We start from the raw sequence: 20,672 nt of genomic DNA on the forward strand, positions 1-20,672 counted from the left end.
GCAGCGCAGCGACCGAGCCACGGACAGAGCCGCTCCCCTCTCCTGAGAGAATGGACCGCGTGACTGTCTCTTCCCCTCCCCAGCGCACCGACGTCCTCGTCGTGGGCGCCGGCCCGGCCGGCTCGGCCGCCGCGGCCTGGGCCGCCCGCACTGGCCTTGACGTGGTGCTCGCCGACGCGGCGACCTTCCCCCGGGACAAGACGTGCGGCGACGGCCTGACCCCGCGGGCGATCGCCGAGCTGGAGCTGCTCGGGCTGGGCGACTGGCTCAGCACGCACCCGCGCAGTCGGGGCCTGCGAGCGCACGGTTTCGGACAGACCCTGCACCTGGAGTGGAGCGAGGGTCGGGGCCGGAAGGCCGCCGGCAACCTCCCGGCATACGGCTCGGCCGTGGCACGCACCGAGCTGGACGACCACCTGCGCACGGTAGCCCTGAAGTCCGGGGCGCTCGGCGTCGACGGTGCGCGCGCGATCTCGGTGCGGCAGGAGGCCGGGCGGGTGCGCGGCGTGACGTTCAAGGGGGCCGAGGGCACCTTCGAGATCGAGTGCGACCGGCTGGTCGTGGCCGACGGGGTCCGCTCGCCGGTGGGCAAGATGCTGGGCCGGGAGTGGCACCGCGACACGGTCTATGCCGTGGCGGCGCGGTCCTATGTCGACTCCGAGCGCAGCGACGACGAGTGGATCAGCTCGCACCTGGAGCTGCGTGACGACAGTGGCTCGATCGTCTCGGGCTATGGCTGGATCTTCCCGCTCGGCGGCGGTCAGGTGAACCTCGGTGTGGGCACGCTGGCGACGGCCAAGCGTCCGGCCGAGGTGCAGCTGCGCCCGCTGATGAAGCTCTATGCCGACCAGCGTCGTGCCGACTTCGGCGTCAGCGGCGAGCTGCGGATGCCGACCTCGGCGCTGCTGCCGATGGGTGGAGCGGTCTCGGGCGTGGCCGGGCCCAACTGGATGCTGATCGGTGATGCGGCGGCCTGCGTGAACCCGCTCAACGGCGAGGGCATCGACTATGGCCTGGAGACCGGGCGGCTGGCCGCGCAGTTGCTGACCGAGGAGTCCGACCTCTCCGCGGCCTGGCCGGCGCTGCTGACCGACCACTACGGCGAGGCATTCTCGATCTCGCGCCGGCTGGCTGGGCTGGTGACGGTGCCGTGGGTGCTGCCCAAGCTCGGGCCGATCGGCATGCGCTCGCCGTGGATGATGCGCCTGGCGCTGCGCTGGATGGGCAACCTGATCACCGAGGAGGACCGCGACGCCGCCGCCCGCCTCTGGCGGCTCGCCGGCAAGGGTTCGCAGCGCCTCGACGCCCGCCCGCCCTTCGCCTAGCTGTGGCGTGGTTCGGAGGCCCCGGGCCTGTCGGAGGCGACGTCCTGGGCATAGATGTCCAGGCAGGCCCGGAGCGTGACCGCGAGCGTGCCGAACAGCAGGTGGTCCAGCCCGTCGTCGTCGCTCATCCTCCTGGCCTGGGTCAGCACCCGATCGATGCCCTCTTCAGCCGAGTCCACGATCGCCTCGTCGGTGCCGACACTCCCCCAGTCCTCCATGACGTCAGCTGATCGGCTCAGCATGACGGCCGCCGCACGACGCAGCGCCGCCCCCTCTTCGCGTTCCGCCGGTGCCGAGACTGCAAGCACCGCATTGACCCCAGCCAGCGCGGCGGCGCAACGACCGATTGCCTGGGCGCGTTCGAGGTCAACCAGGCCGTGCCCACGCCGCCACGGATTGCCCCGCCGCGCCTCGTGCCCCTCCGCGACCGCCCAGCGCAGATGAGACTGCGCCAACACGAGCTCGCGCGCGTTGACGGTGATCACCTCGTCCGCACGCTGGCGGCGGTCGTCACTGGCGGGCTCGGTCAGGAACTCGGCATAGTTGCGCATCTGGCTCGGCAGCAGGTCCAGCATCCGCGACGTAGCCCGGTCCAGGTCGTGGCTCCCAAGCGGGGCCAGCAGCACGAGATTGACGATCACGCCGACCACTGCGCCCAGGGGCACCTGGACCAGATAGCCCAGCGCCATCGGCTCCGGATCCGGACCTCCGGTGGCAAGGACAAACAGGCCGGCCAGCGGCGCCCACGTGCGTTGCTCGCCAAAGATCGGCAGGGCACCGAGCAGGGTGCCCAGCAGGATGGTGAGGGCGACCGTCAACCAGTTGGTCCAGGCGACCTCCTGGACAGCCAGCGCCACCGCAAGCCCGACAGAAACCGCGCCCAGGACGCGCAACGACTCCTTGAGCGACTCCACGACGACCAGGCCCACGACGGTGAAGGCGCCGAGCGCGGCGTAGTAGTTGTAGTCAGCGACCGGGGACGGCAGCAGGGACCCGAGATAGAACGCCGCACCCGCGGCCACGGCGGCCTTGACTGCCACCACCGCCACGGACCGGCTTCTCGAGAACCACCGCATCCATCGACACTATGACTGCCAGACCGAGCCCTCGCGGTGAAGCGTCCCCGCGCATCGGCATACGCTCAGAGCATGACTGAGCAACCCAGCCCGATGCCCGACTCCGCGCGCGAGGTCCCGGACGGCGCCGACCTGGGCCGGTCCCGGGGCACCGACTTCTTCGGTCTCGACGACCTGCTCACCACCACCGAGCGCGAGCTGCGCGACGGGGTGCGCACCTGGTGCGACGAGGAGGTCGTGCCGCGGGCGGCGCAGTTCTGGGAGGCAGCCGAGTTCCCGCGTGATCTGGTGCCGGGGTATGCCGCCACGCGGGTCGCCGGCGCAGCCATCGAGGGCTATGGCTGCGCCGGGGTCTCGCCGCTGGCCGAGGGGATGATGTGCGCAGAGCTGGCGCGTGGGGACGGCTCGATCGCCACCCTCAACGCGGTGCACTCCGGGCTCGCGATGACCTCGGTGCACGAGCTGGGCTCGGACGAGCAGCGTGAGCGCTGGCTCCCTGCCATGGCACGGGTCGAGCTGCTCGGTGCGGTCGCGCTGACCGAACCGACCCACGGTTCGGACGTGGTCAGCCTGGAGACAACCGCGCGCCGCGACGGAGACCACTGGGTGCTCGACGGTGCCAAGCGGTGGATCGGCAACGGCTCGGTGTGTGACCTGGCCGTCGTCTGGGCGCGGGACGAGTCCGGTGACGTCGGCGGCTTCGTCGTCGAGGCGCCCCAGGAGGCCGACGGTTGGGACGCTGAGGTCATCACCGGCAAGATCAGCAACCGCGGTGTGTGGCAGGCACATATCCGGCTCGACGGGGTGCGGGTGCCGGCGGACAACCGGCTCGCAGAGGCCCGGACCTTTGCCGACACCAACCGCGTGCTGATGCGCTCCCGGCAGACGGTCGCCTGGGAGGCACTCGGGCACGCGGTCGGCGCCTATGAGGGTGCCTTGACCTATGCCCTGCGCCGTGAGCAGTTCGGCCGGCCACTGGCCAAGAACCAGCTGATCCAGGACGCCCTGGCCACGATGGTCACGCTGATCACCTCGATGCAGCTGATGTGCACCCGGATGTCCCAATTGCAGGAGCGCGGCGAGTGCACCCTGGAGCAGGCGGCGATGGCTAAGCTGCACTGCACCGTCAGCGCACGCGAGGTCGTTGCCCTGGCCCGGGACATGCTGGGCGGCAACGGGATCCTGCTCGACCACCACGTTGGGCGGCACTTCGCCGACCTGGAGGCGGTCTACACCTATGAGGGCAGCCGCACCGTCCAGTCGCTGCTGGTCGGCCGCGCTGTCACCGGCATGAGCGCCTTCACCTGACCTAGTTTGGCGTGGCCGTAGGCACCGCGGGTGGCACCGTGATCGACATGACGCAGTTCTTCATGCCTTTCGGCCGCACATAGGTGAAGCCAAGTCGCTCATAAAGCCGGCGCGTGCCGTTGTAGAGGAACGAGGACGACAACTTCTTGGTCTGCTCCGTCAGGTCGTGCGGATAGGCCTCGACCACGCCACCCCCATCCTTGGCAATCAGCTCTAGCGCGCCCTTGATCGCGGTCTCGGTCACGCCCTTGCGGCGGTACCTCTTGTCGACGAAGACGCAGGTGATCCGGTAGTCCGGGTCACCCACCTTCTCGGCGTCATACTGCTTGCGGTGGTGGATGTTGGGCAACTCAGACGGGGTGCCGAACTCCGCCCAGGCGATCGCCTCGTCGCCGTCCATGACCAGCGCGGCGTGCGCGATGCCACCCTCGACGCACTGCCGCTTCATCTGCCGGCTGCCCTCGGCGCCCGGGGCGCGATCGTGACGCTCAGGATGGAACCAGGTGCACCAGCAGCCCCCGAAGATCCCGTTGTGGCGCACGACCATGGCATCGAACGCCGGCCACGTCTCGACGGTGAGTGGTCGCACCTCGAGGATCGCGTCGACAGCTGCGTCAGTGCTCATGGTTCGAGCGTAGAACGGATCCCGGACAGTCGCCGTCCGCATGTCGACAGATTTCACGACTGCCCGCCGTATGCCGTGCGCCCCCGGAGCACGCTGACACTGGCCCGCGCGGCTGACATCTGCGCCAGGGGCCGGTAGCGTCGCAAGGGACCACGAAGGGCGGACCCATCATGCAGCTAAACAACCCGCATGCAGGGGTGCTCACCGTCTGGTCCGACGTCTCGTGCCCCTGGGCGACTCTCGCGCTGCACACGTTGCACCAGGTGGCAGCCGAGCGCGGAGTTCGCCTGACGATCGATCACCGCGTCTTCCCGCTGGAGCTTCTGAACCGCCAGCCCGGGTCGCGGCCGGAGCATGACGAGGAGATCGCGACCATCACCGCCGTGCGCGCCGACCTCCGCTGGTCCCCCTGGGAGGCGGACGACTGGACCTTCCCGGCCACGACCCTGCCTGCCCTCGCCGCCGTCCAGGCCGCCAAGCAGCAAGGGCTCGAGGCTGCAGACGCGCTCGACACCGCGCTGCGTCGTGCGTTCTTCGTCGACCAGCGGTGCATCGCCCTGATCCCGGTGATCGAGGACATCGCCCGCGACTGTGCCGAGGTCGATGCCGACACGCTGCTCGAGGGGCTGCGCTCGGGCGCCGGCCAGGCTGCCGTCTTCGCCGACCTCGAGGTCGCCCGATCGGGCCAGATCCAGGGCAGTCCGCACGTGTGGACCTCCGAGGGGCCGTTCGCGGCGAACCCAGGGGTCGAGGACGTCGCTGACTTCACCGACTATGACTTCACCTGGGTCGATCAGTTGTTGTGACACCGACCTGCCAAGAGAGAAGCGACGACCGAGGAGACACATCATGAGCAAGGGCTTCGCCGTCGGCGACCACGTGCGCTGGAACTCCGAGGCCGGGCACGTCACCGGCGTCATCACCAAGAAGCACACCAGCGACACCGAATACAAGGGGCACACGCGGCGCTGCTCGCCACAGGACCCGCAATACGAGATCAAGAGCGACAAGACCGACCACGTCGCGATGCACAAGGGCGACGCACTGCACAAGATCGACTGATCCGTCTCTGGCGCACTGTCGGTGCCCCTCGGCATACTGCATCCCATGACGTATGACGAGGGGCTGGCCGAGCGGATCCGTCACGTTCTCGCGGACGAACCAGGGGTGAGCGAGAAGAAGATGTTTGGCGGACTCAGCTTCCTGGTGAACGGCAACATGGCGGTCGCGGCGGGCGATGACGGGGCCCTGATGTTCCGGCGCGATCCTGATCGGGAGGACCCGGTGGGTGAGCACATCCGGCCCCAGGTCATGGGCGAGCGCGTGATGTCGGGCTGGTTGCACGTCGACGCCGAGGGGGTGGAGAGCGACGAACAGCTGCGCGAGATCGTGGAGCGCGGGGTGAGTTTCGCAAGGACGCTCCCGCCGAAGTAGGTCAGTCGAGCGAGGCGATCAGGCGCTGCACCGTGCGCACGCTGGGCCCGGCCAGGTGCGGCGCTGTGTCGCGGTAGTAGGTCATCCCGCTGATCGCCGGCGCGAGGGCGAAGCCGCGCGCCCGGCGATAGGCCGCCTCGTCGAGCCCGACCTCTTGGCGATAGAGGTCGGACACCGGCTCCGGGACGTAGCCCCACATCGCATTGAGCTCGATGGCCGGGTCGCCGCGCCCAGCGGTCCCCCAGTCGATCACCGCGGTCAGGTCACCGTCGCGGACCAGCAGGTTGCCCTCGTGGAGGTCACCGTGGAACCACACCGGGTTGCCCGCGAAGACGGGTGCGGCCAGCGCGTCGGCCCACACCGCGAGGGCCGCGTCGCGGGAGACGAGTGCGGGGTCGGCGCGCGCGACCCACTCCCGCACCCACTCATCCTGGGCCGCGAGCGGCCCGCCGCGACCACTCGTCACCACCGGCGCGCCCAACCCCGGCACCGCGCGGCAGGCCCGCACGAACGCTCCGAGGGAGGTCGCCCACTCCTCGAGGTCGATCGATGCAGCCGTCGGCTGCGCACCCTCGATCCAGGGCACGACCGTCCAGTGCCAGGGATAGCCCTCCCCCGGTTCACCCAGCGCCACCGGCGCGGGGACGGTCAGCGGCAGGTGCGGCGCGACCTGCGGCAGCCAGGTGTGCTCCCACAGCGCCGAGTCCGCCGCCCAGTGGATGCGAGGCAGGCGCACCAGCAGCTCCTCGCCGAGCCGGAACAGCTGGTTGTCGGTCCCGCCCGGCGGCAGGCGCAGCAACGGCAGGCCCGCCCACTGCGGGAACTGGTGGTCGACGAGGCGCCGGACGACACGGTCCTCGACGCTCACCTCGTCGGCGTGCAGGCTGCCCATGCCCGCCAGGTTAGGTCGGTCGCTGCCTCCGCCGCCACGCGGTTTCCGTGCGGACAGGTGACCTTCTGCTCCACGGGGCCCACGGCATACCCTGGTGAACCGTGACGACCCAGGTGCTGCCCGCGAGCGACTGGCGCTCGCGTGCCGAGGAGCACGAGGCGGCCGTCGATGCGCTGACCGCGGCCCGCCTCGAGCGCCGCACGGACGGGCGCAAGCACCCGGTCGAGGACTTCCTGTTCGAGTACTACCACCACCGCCCCGGACAGCTGCGCCGCTGGCACCCGGGCGCCGAGGTCGCGCTCGAGGGCGCGGCAGAGCGGGCGGACTGGCCGTTCTATGCGTATGCCGAGGGCCGGGCACGCGTCGACGTCGCCTCGTTCGTCGCCAAGCGGGAGTCGGTGCTGCTCTTCGTGCGGGCACTGCTGACCTCGACGCTGTCCCGTCCGGGCCGGTTCGGCTGCTTCGGCCTGCACGAGTGGGCGATGGTCTATCGCGCTGATGACGAGGCGATCCGCCACGGTGGCTGGCCGCTGCGGCTGGGCCCGGACGGCACCAACGAGGTCGTCGAGCAGGCCACGATCACCTGCTCACACTTTGACGCCTACCGGTTCTTCACCCCGGACGCGGCACATCTGAACACGCTGGCGCCCACCCGCGAGCAGCAGGTCGCGATGGAGCAGCCGGGGTGCCTGCACGCAGGCATGGATGTCTACAAGTGGTGCTTCAAGCTGTCGCCACTGGTGCCGAGCGACCTGACCCTGGACGCCTTCCGGCTGGCCCGCGAGATCCGCGAGCTCGACATGCGGGCCGCGCCCTACGACCTGACCGAGCTCGGCTACGAACCGGTCCGCATCGAGACCCCCGAGGGTCGGGCGGAGTATGCCGCCGCCCAACGTCGCTTCAGCGAGCGCTCCAACGACCTGCGCCGCCGGCTCCTGGACATCCTCGCCGGGAGCTAGTCCAACAACCACTCCGCCGGGTCAACGGAGGTCAGCCCCGGGACTCCCGTGAAATCACGGTCAGTCGTGACGAGGTGGTCAAAGCCAGCCACGGTTGCGGTCGCTGCGTGGACGGCGTCCCGTCCCCCCAGGTCCGACCCTTCCAGCAGGGTGAGCATCGCGTCGAGCACCTGCTCATCAAAGGGGTGGAGCACGAGACCGCGCCGCAGCAGGGCGGCCTCGTGGAGCACCTGACGACGCGGGCGGGCACGCAGGCGGTGAGAGGTGAACTCCTGCAGCGCTGCGACGCTCACATGGATCTCCACACTCTGTGCCTGGCACCGGCTCAGGAACAGGCGGCACCCCTCGCGCAACGGGTGCGGTCCACCCTGGGCAAGGAGCAGGACGGAGGTGTCGACAAAGACCGTGCTCACGGGCCGCCCTTGCGATCGAGGTGGTCCTCGAACTCGCCCTGGAGTGCAGCAACGACGTCCTCCGGCTGCCCGTCCTCGTCCGGCCCCAGGGCCAGGAACTCGCCGAGCGCAGCAGCCCGTCGAGTCTGCGCCTCAGCCTGCTCGAAGCGGACGTCGATCGCCTCCCGGATCACCGAGGCCACGCTCCGCCCGGAGCGTGTGGCTTCCTGCGACACCAGCGCATAGCGCTCCGCATCCAGGAGGAGCTGCAGCCGCTTCTCCATCACCGACATGCCCTGAGCATACACATACATGTGTATGCCGCGGCGACAGTGGGACGCCACCGCGTCGCTCGTGGGGTGGAGCCCGGGTGCCCGGCCTCGACCCCCCCTGCCCCACAGAGCCTCGTAGCATCTGCTCATGAGCAGCCGATTCCTCGACCTGGCCGACCCGACCTTCGACGTGACAGGCCCCGAGGTGATCGGCGCCCGCGAGGAGTCCTGGTGGGCGCGCACCAGCTATGGGCACGCCGTCCTGCGCCACGCCGAGGTGACCGCACTGCTCAAGGACCGCCGCTTCCGGCAGGGCAACGCCAGGTGGCCGTCCCAGAACGGCATCCACTCCGGCATGTTCAGCGACTGGTGGCACAAGGTGCTGCTCTCGCTCGAGGGTGAGGACCACCTGCGGATGCGCCGCCTGCTCAACCCCGCCTTCAAGCAGGGTGTCATCTCAGCGATGGTGCCGTCTTTCACCCAGCTGGCCCACGAGCTCGTCGACGGGTTCAGCGAGCGCGGTTCGGTGGAGTTCATCAAGGAGTTCGCCGAGCCCTATGCCTCACGCATCCTGTGCCGCCTCGTCGGGCTGCCCGAGAGCGAGTGGGAGCAGGTCGCGCACTGGGCCGACGACCTGGGCAAGAGCTTCGGCGTGCGGGTCAAGGAGGACCTGCCGCGGATCGAGACCGCACTGGAGGGGCTCTATGGCTACTGCGACGACGTGGTCCGCGACCGCACCGCACACCCGCGCGACGACCTGGTCTCGGACCTGGTGCGCCACCAGCAGGAGGGCAAGCTCTCCCCCGAGGAGCTGTCGGTCGCGCTGGTGTTCCTGATCTTCGCCGGCATGGAGACCACGCGCAACCAGCTGGGCCTGGCCCTGCAGACCCTCTTTGCCCACCCCGGCCAGTGGGAGCTGCTGGCCGCAGATCCCGACCTCGGGCGCAACACCGTCGAGGAGGTCATGCGGGTGAACCCGACGGTCACCTGGATCACGCGGGAGGCCCTTGAGGACGTCGTGCTGGGCGACGAGCTGCAGCTGAGCGCCGGCGACATCGTCCAGGTCCTCTCCCACAGCGCCGGCACCGACCCCCGCGCCCAACCGGACCCGACCTTCGACATCACGGTCGAGCACCCGATGCACATGGGTTTCGGCGGCGGCGTGCACCACTGCCTCGGCCACTGGGTCGCCCGGATGGACATGGCCGTCGCCCTGCCGATCCTCGCCGCGCGGATGCCCGATGCGCGCGCCGACGGCCCCGGCAACTGGCTGCCCATGTCGGGCAACACCGGCGCGATCAGCTTCCCGATCGCCTTCACGCCGACACCGCGGCTCGGTCCTCAGTGACGTGGGATGACTTGGGGTTTGACGTGGTTGCGGCCCCCTCCCCCGATGACCAGCTGGCCGTCCTGCACGACCTGCGACCTCGTATGTCGGTGCTCGAGTTCGTCTTCCACCACGGCGACACGGGGCACTCGTTGGCGGCGGCGCTGAGCGGTCTTGGCCCCGAGCGCACCGTGGGCGTGGGACCCCGACCCGGCTATCAGCGCGCCGACCCGAAGGCCGTGCTGCACCGCTATGCCTATGACCGCTCGATCATCGCTGCGCTGCGCGACATCGGCGGGCTCTTCACGCTGGTGACCAGCCCACGGGGCGACCGCGTGGAGTGGACCGAGCTGGGCGACGTCGACCTCGCGATCTACGACCGCTCCGGCAGGCTGTTCCTCTACACCGTCACCCACGAGGGGCTCATCTTCGTCCGCTAGGCGACCGGGCACACCGGCTGGCGCAGCACGGTCCGCATCCGCTCGGGCGCGACCCGGCGAGGGTCACTCAGATAGATCTCGTGGTGCGGTCCGTTGAAGGTCAGCCCGCGCGCCGGCATGACCTCGTGGTGCAGCCGGGCCAGCACCGGTCCCTCGTCGTCAAAGCTGCCGAGGTGCATAATCTGCAGGCAGTCGCCCTCCTCCAGCACGACGTGCCGGACCTGATCGACCGGCAGCTCCGGCTTCTTGCCGGCCGCAACCGCGAGACCCTGCGCGACGTCCTCGGCGCTCACGACGTCCGGGAGCGGGATCAGCATCGTCCAGTCCCACTCGCCCTTGCGGCGGTCGGCAAAGGAGGTGGGGTCGCTGCTGGTCCACAACCCCTCCAGCGGACCGACCACGAAGTCCTCCCCCGAACGTGCCCGCAGGGCGGACTTCACGGCATACCCGCTGGCATAGAGAGCGGACACCGCCGCGGCATAGTCCGGTGACGTGTTGGGGTCGCCGTGCCCGTCGAGCGCCAGGTAGTCGCGCGGCGGGACCTCCACCTCGGTGAAGTCTGCGGAGCCGGGCTGATAGAGCGCCTTGAGATCCTTCTTGAGATCGATCTTCACGGCGACTCAGACCAATTGGTGCATCCAGCCGTGCGTGTCCTCGACGCGGCCATACTGGATGTCCAGCAGCGCGTTGCGCAGGTCGCCCGCAAGCTCGCCGCCGCCCATGGTGACCTCGCCGCCACGCCACTTGAGCGTGCCGACAGGGACGATCACCGCCGCGGTGCCGCACGCGAAGACCTCGACCAGGTCGCCGCTCTGAGCGTCGGCGCGCCACTCGTCGATGGAGTACTTCCGCTCGATGACCTCATGGCCGCGCTCGCGGGCCAGCTCGATCAGCGAGTTGCGCGTGACGCCCTCGAGGATCGTGCCGCTCAGCTCGGGCGTGACGATCGAGCCGTCGCGATAGGCGAAGAACAGGTTCATCCCGCCCAGCTCCTCGACCCACTTCTTCTCGATCGCGTCGAGGAAGGCCACCTGGTCACAGCCGTTGTCGATGCCCTCGGCCTGCGCGGCCAGCGACGCGGCATAGTTGCCGCCACACTTGGCGGTGCCGGTGCCCCCGGGGGCCGCACGTGCGAACTCCTCGGACAGCCAGATGTTGACCGGCTTCAGACCACCGGGGAAATAGACGCCGGCCGGTGAGGCGATCACGCAGAAGAGCGCCCGGTTGGCCGGCCGCACCCCCAGTGCCTGCTCGGTGGCGATCATGAACGGGCGCAGATAGAGGCTGACCTCGCCCAGCTCCTGACCCGGCACCCAGCGCTGGTCCACCTCGACCAGGGCGCGCAGCGACTCCAGGAACAGGTCCTCGGGCAGCTCCGGCAGCGCCAGCCGACGGGCCGAACGGGCAAACCGGTCTGCGTTCTGCTCAGGACGGAACGTCCAGACCGACCCGTCGGCGTGCCGGTAGGCCTTCATCCCCTCGAAGATCTCCTGGCCGTAGTGGAAGACCGACGCCGCCGGCTCCAGCGGGATCGGGCCGTAGGCCGTTATGCGCGGATGGGCCCAGCCGCCGTCCTTGCTCCAGTCGACCAACGCCATGTGGTCGGTGAACTTCGCCCCGAAGGCCGGGTTGGCCAGGAGCTCGGCGACCTGCTCGTCGGTGGCCGGGTCGGGCCGCTGCTCGACGGTGAAGGTCGGTGCGGTCTGGGTGGTCATGCATCCTCCTGAGCCGGCGTCGTTGCGCAGTTCCAAAACGTGTTGCAGGGTCCCAAACTACCCGTTCAGCGGATCCAGCTCATCAGCCCCCGCACCCGTCGGCCGACCTGGTCGATCTGGTGGGTTGCGCGCGCCACGGCACGCCGGCTCGACAGCTCGGCGGCCTCCCGGTCGGCGACCTGCTCGGTGCCGAAGCCGAGCACCCACGCGGCGTCGATGCGCTCCTTGAGCTCGTGCAGCGTGACCAGGTAGGCGACCTCCTCGGCGGTCCCCCGCGCCACCAGGGTGTCGAACCCGTCCTGCACCAGGTGCTGCACGGCCTCGTGGACTGCCGTGTCGGCATACCGGCTCGCCTCGGTCAGCTCCTCGGCGGAGGTGACCAGTGCGCCGGACCGCAGGGCGCCCAGGGCCTGGCTGTATGCCGTGAGCACGGGCCAGGCGACCCCGCTCGGGTCGGCCTCGACCGCGACCAGGCAGGGGACGCCGCGGCCGTCGAGGTATTCACCGCGCAGCCGTTCCGGTCCCCCGATCGCCTGCAGGACCACCAGGTCCACTCCGGGCGGCACGGTCAGGCCGTCGCGGTGCACCGGCTCGCCGCCGGTGACCAGCACCAGGTCGCCCGGCTCGAGGCCTGCGTCCAGGAGGGTGGGCACGCCGGCCAGATCGTGAGAGTCGTCGGTGGGCAGCACGACGATGTCCGCCTGGGTGACTGCGGCCGCCGCCTCGACGACGAGCAGCCCCTCGACCTCGGCGCGTGCCGCGGCCCGACTGTCCGCGGGCACGCCGATGCGCACGTCAACTCCGCTGTCGCGCAGGTTGAGGGCGTGGCCGGAGGCGATCGGTCCGAAGCCGAGCACCGCCACCTGCCGGTCCTGCAGGAGGCTCAGGTCGGCCGAGTTTGGGTCGAGCAACTTCGCCTGCCGGTCGGTGGGCCCCTCGCTCGTGGCGTGCGATCCCTGGCTCACGCCCCCTCCTGCCGCCACCGGTGCACGCCGACCAGCCTGGCGGACTCCGCGTCCAGGTCGGCCCAGGGCCCGTCCCACTCCAGCACGGCGCCAACCCCTGTGGGCATTCCCTCGCGCAGGGTCGCCAGCGAGCTGGCGTCAGAGTCTGACTCGTCGGCGAGTCCGACTGCCAGAGAAGGGATCCCGGGAGCGTGCCCGACCACCATCACGGTGCGCACGTCCTCCGGCGCCTCGCGCACGACCTCGAGGATCTCGTCGGGATAGGCGTTGTAGATCCGGCGGTCGCTCCACACCTCGACGTCGCGCAGCTGGCCGCCCTCGGCCATCTGTTGCCAGGTCTGTTGCGCGCGGGTGGCGGTGGAGCAGAGCACCAGGTGGGGCACCAACCCGTGCTCGACGATCCACGCTCCCCCTGCGCGGGCGTCACCCTCGCCCCGTGGGAGGAGCTCGCGGTCATGGTCGACCTTGCCGGGCACCTGCTCGGTCTTCGCGTGCCGCACCAGGATGAGGGTTCGGGTCCCAGTGTTCATCACCGCTCCTGACCTGTGGCGACGACGTGGTCGATGTGTCCGCTGCGGACCAAGGTCCTGATCTGCTCGGCGGCATAGGCCGCACCCCGCGGGGGGAAGGCGGTGCTGCTGCCGCCGCGGTGCGGCGTGATCAGGACGCCCGGTGTGCTCCACAGTGGGTGCCCCTCCGGCAGCGGCTCGGGGTCGGTGACGTCGAGGGCCGCGCGCAACCGCCCCGACGCGCACTGAGCCTGCAGCGCGTCCGTGTCGACCAGAGCACCGCGCCCCACGTTGACGACCAGGGCGTCGTCGGGCAGCAACCGGAGCTGCGGAGCGCTGAGCAGCCCTCGTGTGCTCGGCAGCAGCGGCACCGCCAGGACGATGATGTCGCAGTCCGGGAGGAGCACTGACAGGTCGTCGACGGGGTGGACCCTGTCGACATACTCATCGCCGTCGCGGGCCTGGCTGGCCACGGCGGTGACGGCGGCCTCGCAGGCCAGCAGACGAGCGGCCAGGGCCCGGCCGATCCCGCCATAGCCGACGATCAGCACCCGTGAGTCGGCGAGGGAGCGCGTGACCTGCTGCTTCCCCCAGTGCCCGGCGTCCTGCGCACGCACGGAGGCGGGGATGTCGCGCTGGGCGGCGAGCATCAGGGTCAGGGCCATCTCGGAGGTGGCCGAGTCGTGCACGCCGACGGCGTTGGCCAGGGGGACCCCTGGCGGCAGGTGAGGCGTGACGTGTTCATAGCCAGCAGTCAGGGTGATCACACCGCGCAGCGAGCCCAGCTCATCGAGGCGCTTGACGCGAGGTGCGTTGAACTGCGGGACCACGACGAGCTCGAGGTCATCCCGCGGTGGCGCCTCTCGCATGTCCCAGGTGACGACCTCGGCGCCCTCGATGGGCTCCATGAGGTCTGCCAGGAAGCTCGGCACGCTGATGACAGGCACGAACCCACGCTAACCGACGGGTCGGGGTCGCGCGTGCGGTCCGTGGGGCAGGCTCATCCCCGGCCTCGCCGCGCACTCGCGCTCACCGGCCTGCCCGTGACAGGCTGCCACCATGGCGACCGTGACCCGCCGACCTCCCACCGTCCTGCTGGCAGCCATCGCCGTGGGGTCGATGGTCGGCGCGTGCAGCAGCGATGTCGACCGGACTCCCGCGACTCCTGCGGCGGCCACCGCCGGTGAGACCCCGACAAGGGGCACCATGACCAACGATGGCTCGCAGACGGACACTCCTGACCAGACGCCGACGACGGCGGAAGCGGTCCAGGTGGTCGCCACCGGCTTCGAGGTGCCGTGGGGGCTGGTCGCCCTCGACGACGGGAGCCTGCTGGTCGGTGAGCGTGACACCGCCGAGGTCTTCCACGTCGTGCCGGGAGCCGACCCTGAGCGCGTCACCATCGTGCCCGGGGTCAGCCCTGGAGGTGAGGGGGGTCTGCTCGGCCTGGCGGTGCCGGCGGACTCGTCCTGGCACGAGGGTGAGCCGGGTGAGTTCTTCGCCTATGCCACGACCGACACCGACAACCGCGTGCTGCGCGTGGAGCCGGGCGTGGTCACCGGGGACGGCCGGGAGGAACCCTCGGTGGAGGTCGTCCTCGAGGGCATCCCCAAGGCGGGCAACCACAACGGCGGGCGCATCGAGTTCGGCCCGGACGGCCATCTCTATGTCACCACTGGCGACGCCTCCGACGGCGCCCAGGCCCAGGACGGCCAGTCGCTCGCCGGCAAGATCCTGCGGATCACGCCTAGCGGGGAGCCCGCGCCGGACAACCCTGACCCCTCCTCACCGATCTGGTCGCTGGGGCACCGCAACGTGCAGGGGCTGGACTGGGACCAGGCAGGGCGGCTGTGGGCCAGCGAGTTCGGGCAGAACGCTCTCGACGAGCTCAACCTGATCCATCCCGGCGACAACTTCGGCTGGCCGCAGTTCGAGGGCCCGGGCGGGGAGCCCGCCTTCAGCGACCCGGTCATCAGCTGGCCGACCTCCGAGGCCTCACCGTCCGGGCTCGCGGTCGGCCGGGACGGCAGTGTGTATGTCGCGGCGCTGCGTGGTCAGTCGCTCTGGCGGGTGCCGGTGCAGGACCGCGGCACCGGCACGGACCGGGCGTCGGTGACGGTGGGCGAGCCGGAGCGTTTGCTCGAGGGTGAGTTTGGCCGGCTGCGCAGCGTGGTCAGCGGCGTCGACGGGAAGCTGTGGGTGCTGACCAGCAACACCTTCCGCGGCGACCCGGCCGAGGAGGACGACCGGCTGCTGCTGATCCCGGATCCCGCTGCCCTGGCCCCCTCGACACAGGTCGCCCCCGCCGGCTGAGGTGCCACCGCCTGCGCGGCGTAGGTTGGTGGTGCCTGAGTGGACCCCACCGGGTCCCCTGACCCCGAGGGAGTATGCCGATGCCCGCCCCTGGTGCCCAGCCCACCCCGGATGCCCTGCCAAGTCCTGGTGTCCTTCTCACCGACGAGTTGCTCGGGCGGATCCGCGACCGCGCCGCCCAGGTCGACCGCGACAACGGCTTCCCGCACGAGGACCTGGCCGACCTTGCCGAGGTCGGCTATCTGCGGGCGATGGTGCCGACCGAGTTCGGCGGCCTGGGGCTGACGCTTGAGCAGCTGACCCGCGAGCAGATGCGGCTGGCCGGTGCCGCACCTGCGACGGCGCTCTCGATCAATATGCACCACGTGTGGATGGGGGTCGCCCGGGTGGTGCACGCGACCGGCGACGAGTCGATGGACTGGGTGTTCGCCGACGCGGCGGCCGGAGAGGTGTTCGGCTTCGGGATCTCCGAGGCCGGCAACGACCTGGTGCTCTTCGGCTCCCGCACCGAGGCCCGTCCCGACGGCTCAGGCGGCTTCAGCTTCCACGGCACCAAGATCTTCACCTCCCTGGCACCGGCCTGGACGCGGCTGGGCACCTTTGGCACGGACAGCACCGGTGAGGAGCCGATGTCTGTCTTTGGCTTCATCACCCGCGACGGTGGTGGCTTCGAGATCAAGGACGACTGGGACACCATGGGCATGCGCGGCAGCCAGTCCCGCACGACCATCCTCTCCGGGGCGCATGCCCCGGCGGACCGGGTGGTCCGTCGGATCCCGCCGGGGCCGACGGCCGACCCGTTCGTCTTCGGGATCTTCGCCAGCTTCGAGCTGCTCCTGGCCTCGGTCTACACCGGCATCGCCCAGCGAGCCCTGGACCTCGCCGTCGCGACCGTCCAGAAGCGCACCTCGATGAAGAACAAGGGTGCGCCGTATGCCCATGACCCAGACATCCGGTGGCGCCTGGCCGACGCGGCGATCGAGCTGGACGCCATTCACCCGCAGATCGCCGCGCTGGCCCACGACGTCGACGCCGGGGTGGACCGCGGCGCGATGTGGATGCCGCAGCTGTCGGCCGTGAAGTCCCGTGCGACCGAGACCGCACTGTCGGTGGTGACGAAGGCCATCCGGGCCAGTGGCGGGTCCTCCTACTTCACCGGCAACGAGCTGTCGCGGCTCTATCGTGACGTGCTGGCCGGGATCTTCCACCCCAGCGACGACGAGTCGGTGCACGGCGCCTGGGCGAACGCGCTCCTCGGACCGGTCCCTGAGTCATGACAAATTTGATAGCGGTTTCGTAGGCCCGACCCGCATTTTGATAGCGGTTTCGTAGGCGCGATCCGCATTTTGATAGCGGTTTTTGTGGGCTGCCCACGGCCCTGACTCAGTTTTTTGGCGCAGCTCAGCGTCCGCCGGTGGTGACTGCCTCGAGATCCGGGTCGCACTCATCGACAGCGGCCTCGTCGCAGAGCACGACACTCATCATCTCGACGGCGCTGCCCGCGTCGGACTCGACGCGCAGCCCGGTCGCGGTCCCGACCGTCTGTCCCTCCACCAACGCCAACTCCAGCACGACATAGGACACCTCCGTGTCGTCCGGGGCGTTGCCTGTCTCGTCGAAGTCTGCGCACCGCCCGTGGATCTGCCCGTCCGCCCGGCCCGGCAGATCAGTGCCCAACGGTCCTTCCCCGGACCCGAAACGGTCTTCGGTGACAGGCTGGGTGACCACGACAAAGTCGACGATCTCGATCCCCCGGACCTCTTCGAACTCCACGCCCGAGACCTCGGCCGGGTCGTCACCCTCGACGCACCACAGGGCGGTCCCGATCTGCACGCTCTCGCCGTCCCCGAGGCTCATCCCGCCGCCCCAGCCGCCGTCCGCCGCCAACGCCGTGATGCCGGACGAGCCGCACCCCACCAGCGCCAGCGACAGAACAGCCGCGCCGGCAAGGGTCGTGGCGGTGTCAAAACCGCTACGAAAACGTGGGTGCGACCAACAAAACCTGGACAAAATTAGGTGAGTTTTCGCACAATGAGCTCGCGGGCCTTGGCCGCGTCGGCCTGACCGCGCATCTCCTTCATCACCTGCCCGATGAGGGCACCGGCAGCCTGGACCTTGCCGTCCCGCACCTTCTGTGCGACATCGGGGTTGGCCTCGATCACCTGGTCCACGGCGGCCTCGAGGGCGCCGTCGTCCTGGACCAGCTCCAGTCCGAGGGCGTCGGCGACCTGCGTCGGACCACCCTCACCGGCCAGCACGCCCTCCATGACCTGGCGGGCCATCGAGTCATTGAGCCGCCCGTCGCGCACCAGCCCGTCCAGCTCTGCGATGTGCGCCGTGGTCACGCCGAGCTCGGTCACCGCCGTGCCTGCCTCGTTGGCGCGACGGGCCAGGTCACCGGTCCACCACTTGCGGGCAGCAGCCGGCGTCGCCCCTGCCGCGACGGTCTCCTCGATGACCTCGACCGCACCGGCGTTGAGCACGTCGCGCATCTCCAGGTCCGAGAAGCCCCAGTCGCCCTGCAGCCGCTTGCGTCGCTCGGCCGGAGGCTCCGGCAGGGTCGCGCGCAGCTCCTCGACCCGCTCCCGCGTCGGCGCGACCGGCACCAGGTCCGGCTCGGGGAAGTAGCGGTAGTCGTCAGCATCGGACTTCGGCCGCCCAGACGTGGTGACGCCGGTGTCCTCGTGCCAGTGCCGGGTCTCCTGCAGGATGCTCTCCCCGGAGTCGAGCACCGCCGCGTGCCGGCACATCTCATAGCGCACGGCCCGCTCGACCGAGCGCAACGAGTTGACGTTCTTGGTCTCGGTGCGGGTGCCCAGCGGCACGGCCAGCTGCTCCGCCGACGTCGCGTCTTCACCAGCCTTGGGGCGCAGCGAGACGTTAGCGTCGCAGCGCACGTTGCCCTGCTCCATCTTGACCTCGGACACCGCGAGCGCCTTGAGCAGGTCGCGCAGCGCGGACACATAGGCACGCGCCACCTCGGGCGCCCGCTCCCCCGCGCCCGTGATCGGCTTGGTGACGATCTCGATCAGTGGGATGCCGGCGCGGTTGAAGTCGACCAGCGAGTAGTCCGCACCGTGGATCCGGCCCGTGGCACCACCGATGTGCGTCGACTTGCCGGTGTCCTCCTCCATGTGGGCACGCTCGATCTCGACCCGGAAGACGGTCCCGTCATCGAGGTCCACGTCCAGGTAGCCCTCGAAGGCGATCGGCTCGTCATACTGGCTGGTCTGGAAGTTCTTGGGCATGTCGGGATAGAAGTAGTTCTTGCGCGCGAACCGGCACCAGTCCGCGATCTGGCAGTTCAGCGCCAGGCCGATGCGGATCGCCGACTCCACCGCAGTCGCATTGACGACCGGCAGCGCACCGGGCAGCCCCAGGCACACCGGGCAGGTCTGGCTGTTGGGCTCGGCCCCGAAGCCGGTGGCGCACCCGCAGAACATCTTGGTCGCGGTGTTCAGCTCGACGTGGACCTCCAGGCCCAGGACCGGGTCATACCTGGTCAGGAGCTCGTCATAGTCGACGACAGCATCGACGGTGTGGGTGCTCATCGCGCCTCCTCGCTCGTGGCCGGCCCGGTGCGATTTCCGGAGGTGACCCCTGTAGTCACTTCTGGGGCCCGGTCCAGGACGCTGCCCGACCCGCCCCACTGCTGAGCCAGCAAGGCCTCGAGGGCGCCACCCACGGCATACATCCGCTGGTCCTGGGTCGCCGGGGCGAGGATCTGTATGCCGACGGGCAGGCCGTCCTCGTCCGTCACGCCGCTGGGCAGGGACAGTCCGGGGATCCCGGCGAGGTTGGCGGGGATGGTGGCGATGTCGTTGAGGTACATCGCCATCGGGTCCTCCAGCTTGTCCCCTATCCGGAACGCCGTGGTCGGCGCCGTGGGGCTGATCAGCACGTCAGCCTGCTCGAACGCCGCCTCGAAGTCGCGCGCGATCAGCGTGCGGACCTTCTGCGCCTGGCCGTAGTAGGCGTCGTAGTAGCCCGAGGACAACGCATAGGTGCCCAGGATGATGCGGCGCTTGACCTCGTCGCCGAAGCCGGCGTCGCGACTGGCACCCATGACCTGCTCGGCGCTCGGCGACTCCACGCCCTCGGGGCTGACCCGCAGGCCATAACGCATCGCGTCGAAGCGGGCCAGGTTGGAGGAGGCCTCGCTCGGCAGGATCAGGTAGTAGGCAGCCATCGCGTAGTCGAAGTGCGGGCAGGAGACCTCGACGATCTCGGCGCCGGCCTGGCGCAGCAGCTCGACCGACTCGTCGAAGCGGGCCTGGACACCGGCCTGGTAGCCATCACCGGTCAGCTCGGTGACTATGCCGACGCGCAGCCCGGTCAGGTCCCGGTTGGCGGCGGCCTCGACGACGGCCGGGACCGGGGCATCGATGCTGGTCGAGTCCATCGGGTCGTGGCCACCGATGACCTCATGCAGCAGCGCGGCGTCGGTGACGGTGCGGGCGCACGGGCCGATCTGGTCCAGGCTCGAGGCGAGCGCGATGATGCCGTAGCGCGAGACGCCGCCATAGGTCGGCTTGGCCCCGACCGAACCGGTCACGGCCGCCGGTTGGCGGATCGAGCCGCCAGTGTCGGAGCCGATGGCCAGCGGCGCCAGGAACGCAGCGACCGCCGCCGCGCTGCCACCTCCGGAGCCGCCGGGGATCCGGTCCAGGTCCCACGGGTTGCGGGTCGGCCCATAGGCGGAGTGCTCGGTGGAGGAGCCCATCGCAAACTCGTCCATGTTGGTCTTGCCGAGGATCGGCAGGCCGGCCTCCTTGAGGCGGGTGACGATCGTGGCGTCATAGGGCGGGACCCAGCCCTGGAGCGTCCTGGAGCCGGCCGTGGTCGGGATGCCCTGCGTGCAGGCGATGTCCTTGACCGCGATCGGGACCCCGGCGAGGCGGGGCAGGGTCTCTCCAGCCGCGCGACGTGCGTCGACGTCGGCAGCGGTGGCCAGCGCGCCCTCGGCGTCCACCTGCAGGAAGGCGTTGAGCACCGGGTTGAGCGCGCTGATGCGGTCTAGGTGGGCCTGGGTCAGCTCCACAGAGGTGAAGTCGGCGGCCGCCAGGCCGTCGGCCATCTGCGCGGCGGTGAGGCGGGTGAGCTCGGTGACTGTCGACATA

At 70.1% G+C, this 20,672-nt stretch carries 23 protein-coding genes; 10 read left to right on the forward strand and 13 right to left on the reverse strand.

Going from position 1 to position 20,672, the window contains the following annotated elements:
• Positions 1-59 precede the first annotated feature (59 nt).
• Positions 60-1,325, forward strand: coding sequence for a geranylgeranyl reductase family protein (locus tag NF557_RS13190; protein ID WP_415913461.1), 1,266 nt, complete (start codon positions 60-62; stop codon positions 1,323-1,325).
• Here NF557_RS13190 and NF557_RS13195 read toward each other — a convergent pair.
• Positions 1,322-2,374 carry an aromatic acid exporter family protein gene (locus tag NF557_RS13195; protein WP_252619985.1) on the reverse strand — a complete coding sequence of 351 codons (1,053 nt, stop codon included), beginning with the start codon at positions 2,372-2,374 and terminating at the stop codon, positions 1,322-1,324. The two genes, NF557_RS13190 and NF557_RS13195, sit on opposite strands and share 4 nt — an antisense overlap.
• 99 nt (positions 2,375-2,473) lie before the next feature.
• Between NF557_RS13195 and NF557_RS13200 the strand changes: the two genes are divergently transcribed.
• Positions 2,474-3,709 (forward strand): acyl-CoA dehydrogenase family protein, encoded by a 1,236-nt coding sequence (locus NF557_RS13200; RefSeq protein WP_252619986.1) that lies wholly within the window; start codon positions 2,474-2,476, stop codon positions 3,707-3,709.
• Position 3,710: 1 nt separating this feature from the next.
• Here NF557_RS13200 and NF557_RS13205 read toward each other — a convergent pair whose 3' ends face one another.
• Positions 3,711-4,334 (reverse strand): GNAT family N-acetyltransferase, encoded by a 624-nt coding sequence (locus NF557_RS13205; protein ID WP_252619987.1) that lies wholly within the window; start codon positions 4,332-4,334, stop codon positions 3,711-3,713.
• Between the two features lie 170 nt (positions 4,335-4,504).
• Here NF557_RS13205 and NF557_RS13210 point away from each other — a divergent pair, with 170 nt between their 5' ends.
• From NF557_RS13210 to NF557_RS13220, 3 genes are read left to right on the forward strand one after another with little or no spacing between them, the layout of a single operon-like run.
• Positions 4,505-5,140: a DsbA family oxidoreductase gene (locus NF557_RS13210; RefSeq protein ID WP_252619988.1), complete on the forward strand. Its 636-nt coding sequence runs from the start codon at positions 4,505-4,507 to the stop codon at positions 5,138-5,140.
• A gap of 43 nt (positions 5,141-5,183) precedes the next feature.
• Positions 5,184-5,396 carry a hypervirulence associated TUDOR domain-containing protein gene (locus tag NF557_RS13215; protein WP_252619989.1) on the forward strand — a complete coding sequence of 71 codons (213 nt, stop codon included), beginning with the start codon at positions 5,184-5,186 and terminating at the stop codon, positions 5,394-5,396.
• Between the two features lie 45 nt (positions 5,397-5,441).
• Positions 5,442-5,768: a TfoX/Sxy family protein gene (locus tag NF557_RS13220; protein WP_252619990.1), complete on the forward strand. Its 327-nt coding sequence runs from the start codon at positions 5,442-5,444 to the stop codon at positions 5,766-5,768.
• Position 5,769: 1 nt separating this feature from the next.
• Here the strand turns inward: NF557_RS13220 and NF557_RS13225 are convergent, their stop codons facing one another.
• Positions 5,770-6,660 carry an aminoglycoside phosphotransferase family protein gene (locus NF557_RS13225; protein WP_252619991.1) on the reverse strand — a complete coding sequence of 297 codons (891 nt, stop codon included), beginning with the start codon at positions 6,658-6,660 and terminating at the stop codon, positions 5,770-5,772.
• Positions 6,661-6,761: 101 nt separating this feature from the next.
• Between NF557_RS13225 and NF557_RS13230 the strand changes: the two genes are divergently transcribed.
• Positions 6,762-7,619, forward strand: a complete 858-nt coding sequence (locus NF557_RS13230; RefSeq protein ID WP_252619992.1) for a 3-methyladenine DNA glycosylase — start codon at positions 6,762-6,764, stop codon at positions 7,617-7,619.
• On the opposite strand, the gene NF557_RS13235 is transcribed toward NF557_RS13230, so the two are convergent.
• Together NF557_RS13235 and NF557_RS13240 are read right to left on the reverse strand one after the other, a co-directional pair.
• On the reverse strand, positions 7,616-8,032 hold the full coding sequence (locus NF557_RS13235) for a type II toxin-antitoxin system VapC family toxin (RefSeq protein WP_252619993.1): 417 nt from the start codon (positions 8,030-8,032) through the stop codon (positions 7,616-7,618). The two genes, NF557_RS13230 and NF557_RS13235, sit on opposite strands and share 4 nt — an antisense overlap.
• Positions 8,029-8,304, reverse strand: a complete 276-nt coding sequence (locus tag NF557_RS13240; protein ID WP_252619994.1) for a hypothetical protein — start codon at positions 8,302-8,304, stop codon at positions 8,029-8,031. Before NF557_RS13240 ends, NF557_RS13235 begins: the two co-directional genes overlap by 4 nt.
• A 127-nt stretch (positions 8,305-8,431) precedes the next feature.
• Here NF557_RS13240 and NF557_RS13245 point away from each other — a divergent pair, with 127 nt between their 5' ends.
• On the forward strand, positions 8,432-9,631 hold the full coding sequence (locus tag NF557_RS13245; protein ID WP_252619995.1) for a cytochrome P450: 1,200 nt from the start codon (positions 8,432-8,434) through the stop codon (positions 9,629-9,631).
• 23 nt (positions 9,632-9,654) lie between these two features.
• Complete coding sequence (locus NF557_RS13250) at positions 9,655-10,050, forward strand: hypothetical protein (RefSeq protein ID WP_252619996.1); 396 nt, start codon at positions 9,655-9,657, stop codon at positions 10,048-10,050.
• On the opposite strand, the gene NF557_RS13255 is transcribed toward NF557_RS13250, so the two are convergent.
• The 5 genes from NF557_RS13255 to NF557_RS13275 form a co-directional block, all read right to left on the reverse strand.
• On the reverse strand, positions 10,047-10,664 hold the full coding sequence (locus NF557_RS13255) for a GyrI-like domain-containing protein (RefSeq protein ID WP_252619997.1): 618 nt from the start codon (positions 10,662-10,664) through the stop codon (positions 10,047-10,049). The two genes, NF557_RS13250 and NF557_RS13255, sit on opposite strands and share 4 nt — an antisense overlap.
• Before the next feature lie 6 nt (positions 10,665-10,670).
• Positions 10,671-11,765 carry a branched-chain amino acid aminotransferase gene (locus NF557_RS13260; RefSeq protein WP_252619998.1) on the reverse strand — a complete coding sequence of 365 codons (1,095 nt, stop codon included), beginning with the start codon at positions 11,763-11,765 and terminating at the stop codon, positions 10,671-10,673.
• A gap of 65 nt (positions 11,766-11,830) precedes the next feature.
• Entirely contained in the window at positions 11,831-12,730 is a 900-nt protein-coding gene (locus tag NF557_RS13265; protein ID WP_252619999.1) for a ketol-acid reductoisomerase, read from the reverse strand.
• On the reverse strand, positions 12,727-13,260 hold the full coding sequence (locus NF557_RS13270) for a SixA phosphatase family protein (protein WP_252620000.1): 534 nt from the start codon (positions 13,258-13,260) through the stop codon (positions 12,727-12,729). Before NF557_RS13270 ends, NF557_RS13265 begins: the two co-directional genes overlap by 4 nt.
• Complete coding sequence (locus NF557_RS13275; RefSeq protein WP_252620001.1) at positions 13,260-14,186, reverse strand: 2-hydroxyacid dehydrogenase; 927 nt, start codon at positions 14,184-14,186, stop codon at positions 13,260-13,262. The genes NF557_RS13270 and NF557_RS13275 overlap by 1 nt, the downstream gene beginning before the upstream one ends.
• A 112-nt stretch (positions 14,187-14,298) precedes the next feature.
• Between NF557_RS13275 and NF557_RS13280 the strand changes: the two genes are divergently transcribed.
• Positions 14,299-15,552, forward strand: a complete 1,254-nt coding sequence (locus NF557_RS13280; RefSeq protein ID WP_252620002.1) for a PQQ-dependent sugar dehydrogenase — start codon at positions 14,299-14,301, stop codon at positions 15,550-15,552.
• Between the two features lie 80 nt (positions 15,553-15,632).
• Positions 15,633-16,829 carry an acyl-CoA dehydrogenase family protein gene (locus tag NF557_RS13285; protein ID WP_252620003.1) on the forward strand — a complete coding sequence of 399 codons (1,197 nt, stop codon included), beginning with the start codon at positions 15,633-15,635 and terminating at the stop codon, positions 16,827-16,829.
• Positions 16,830-16,953: 124 nt separating this feature from the next.
• Here NF557_RS13285 and NF557_RS13290 read toward each other — a convergent pair whose 3' ends face one another.
• The 3 genes from NF557_RS13290 to gatA all read right to left on the reverse strand — a co-directional run bounded on the left by NF557_RS13290 (position 16,954) and on the right by gatA (position 20,671).
• Complete coding sequence (locus NF557_RS13290) at positions 16,954-17,409, reverse strand: hypothetical protein (RefSeq protein WP_252620004.1); 456 nt, start codon at positions 17,407-17,409, stop codon at positions 16,954-16,956.
• 155 nt (positions 17,410-17,564) lie between these two features.
• The gene (gene gatB, locus NF557_RS13295) at positions 17,565-19,103 is read right to left on the reverse strand and encodes an Asp-tRNA(Asn)/Glu-tRNA(Gln) amidotransferase subunit GatB (RefSeq protein WP_252620005.1); all 1,539 of its coding nucleotides are present in this window, start codon (positions 19,101-19,103) and stop codon (positions 17,565-17,567) included.
• Positions 19,100-20,671 (reverse strand): Asp-tRNA(Asn)/Glu-tRNA(Gln) amidotransferase subunit GatA, encoded by a 1,572-nt coding sequence (gene gatA, locus NF557_RS13300; protein WP_252620006.1) that lies wholly within the window; start codon positions 20,669-20,671, stop codon positions 19,100-19,102. The genes gatB and gatA overlap by 4 nt, the downstream gene beginning before the upstream one ends.
• Between the last annotated feature and the right edge of the window lies 1 nt (position 20,672).

The sequence above is a fragment of the Ornithinimicrobium cryptoxanthini genome (genome assembly GCF_023923205.1).
Taxonomy (GTDB): domain Bacteria; phylum Actinomycetota; class Actinomycetes; order Actinomycetales; family Dermatophilaceae; genus Ornithinicoccus; species Ornithinicoccus cryptoxanthini.

Bases quoted from the DNA above. Each gene is read 5' to 3' on its own strand.
- NF557_RS13220 (WP_252619990.1), top strand. From the start codon at position 5,442: ATGACGTATGACGAGGGGCTGGCCGAGCGGATCCGTCACGTTCTCGCG.
- gatB (WP_252620005.1), bottom strand. From the start codon at position 19,103: ATGAGCACCCACACCGTCGATGCTGTCGTCGACTATGACGAGCTCCTG.
- NF557_RS13280 (WP_252620002.1), top strand. From the start codon at position 14,299: ATGGCGACCGTGACCCGCCGACCTCCCACCGTCCTGCTGGCAGCCATC.
- NF557_RS13285 (WP_252620003.1), top strand. From the start codon at position 15,633: ATGCCCGCCCCTGGTGCCCAGCCCACCCCGGATGCCCTGCCAAGTCCT.
- NF557_RS13270 (WP_252620000.1), bottom strand. From the start codon at position 13,260: ATGAACACTGGGACCCGAACCCTCATCCTGGTGCGGCACGCGAAGACC.
- NF557_RS13210 (WP_252619988.1), top strand. From the start codon at position 4,505: ATGCAGCTAAACAACCCGCATGCAGGGGTGCTCACCGTCTGGTCCGAC.
- NF557_RS13205 (WP_252619987.1), bottom strand. From the start codon at position 4,334: ATGAGCACTGACGCAGCTGTCGACGCGATCCTCGAGGTGCGACCACTC.
- NF557_RS13225 (WP_252619991.1), bottom strand. From the start codon at position 6,660: ATGGGCAGCCTGCACGCCGACGAGGTGAGCGTCGAGGACCGTGTCGTC.
- NF557_RS13215 (WP_252619989.1), top strand. From the start codon at position 5,184: ATGAGCAAGGGCTTCGCCGTCGGCGACCACGTGCGCTGGAACTCCGAG.
- NF557_RS13260 (WP_252619998.1), bottom strand. From the start codon at position 11,765: ATGACCACCCAGACCGCACCGACCTTCACCGTCGAGCAGCGGCCCGAC.
- NF557_RS13245 (WP_252619995.1), top strand. From the start codon at position 8,432: ATGAGCAGCCGATTCCTCGACCTGGCCGACCCGACCTTCGACGTGACA.
- gatA (WP_252620006.1), bottom strand. From the start codon at position 20,671: ATGTCGACAGTCACCGAGCTCACCCGCCTCACCGCCGCGCAGATGGCC.
- NF557_RS13290 (WP_252620004.1), bottom strand. From the start codon at position 17,409: ATGAGCCTCGGGGACGGCGAGAGCGTGCAGATCGGGACCGCCCTGTGG.
- NF557_RS13240 (WP_252619994.1), bottom strand. From the start codon at position 8,304: ATGTCGGTGATGGAGAAGCGGCTGCAGCTCCTCCTGGATGCGGAGCGC.
- NF557_RS13200 (WP_252619986.1), top strand. From the start codon at position 2,474: ATGACTGAGCAACCCAGCCCGATGCCCGACTCCGCGCGCGAGGTCCCG.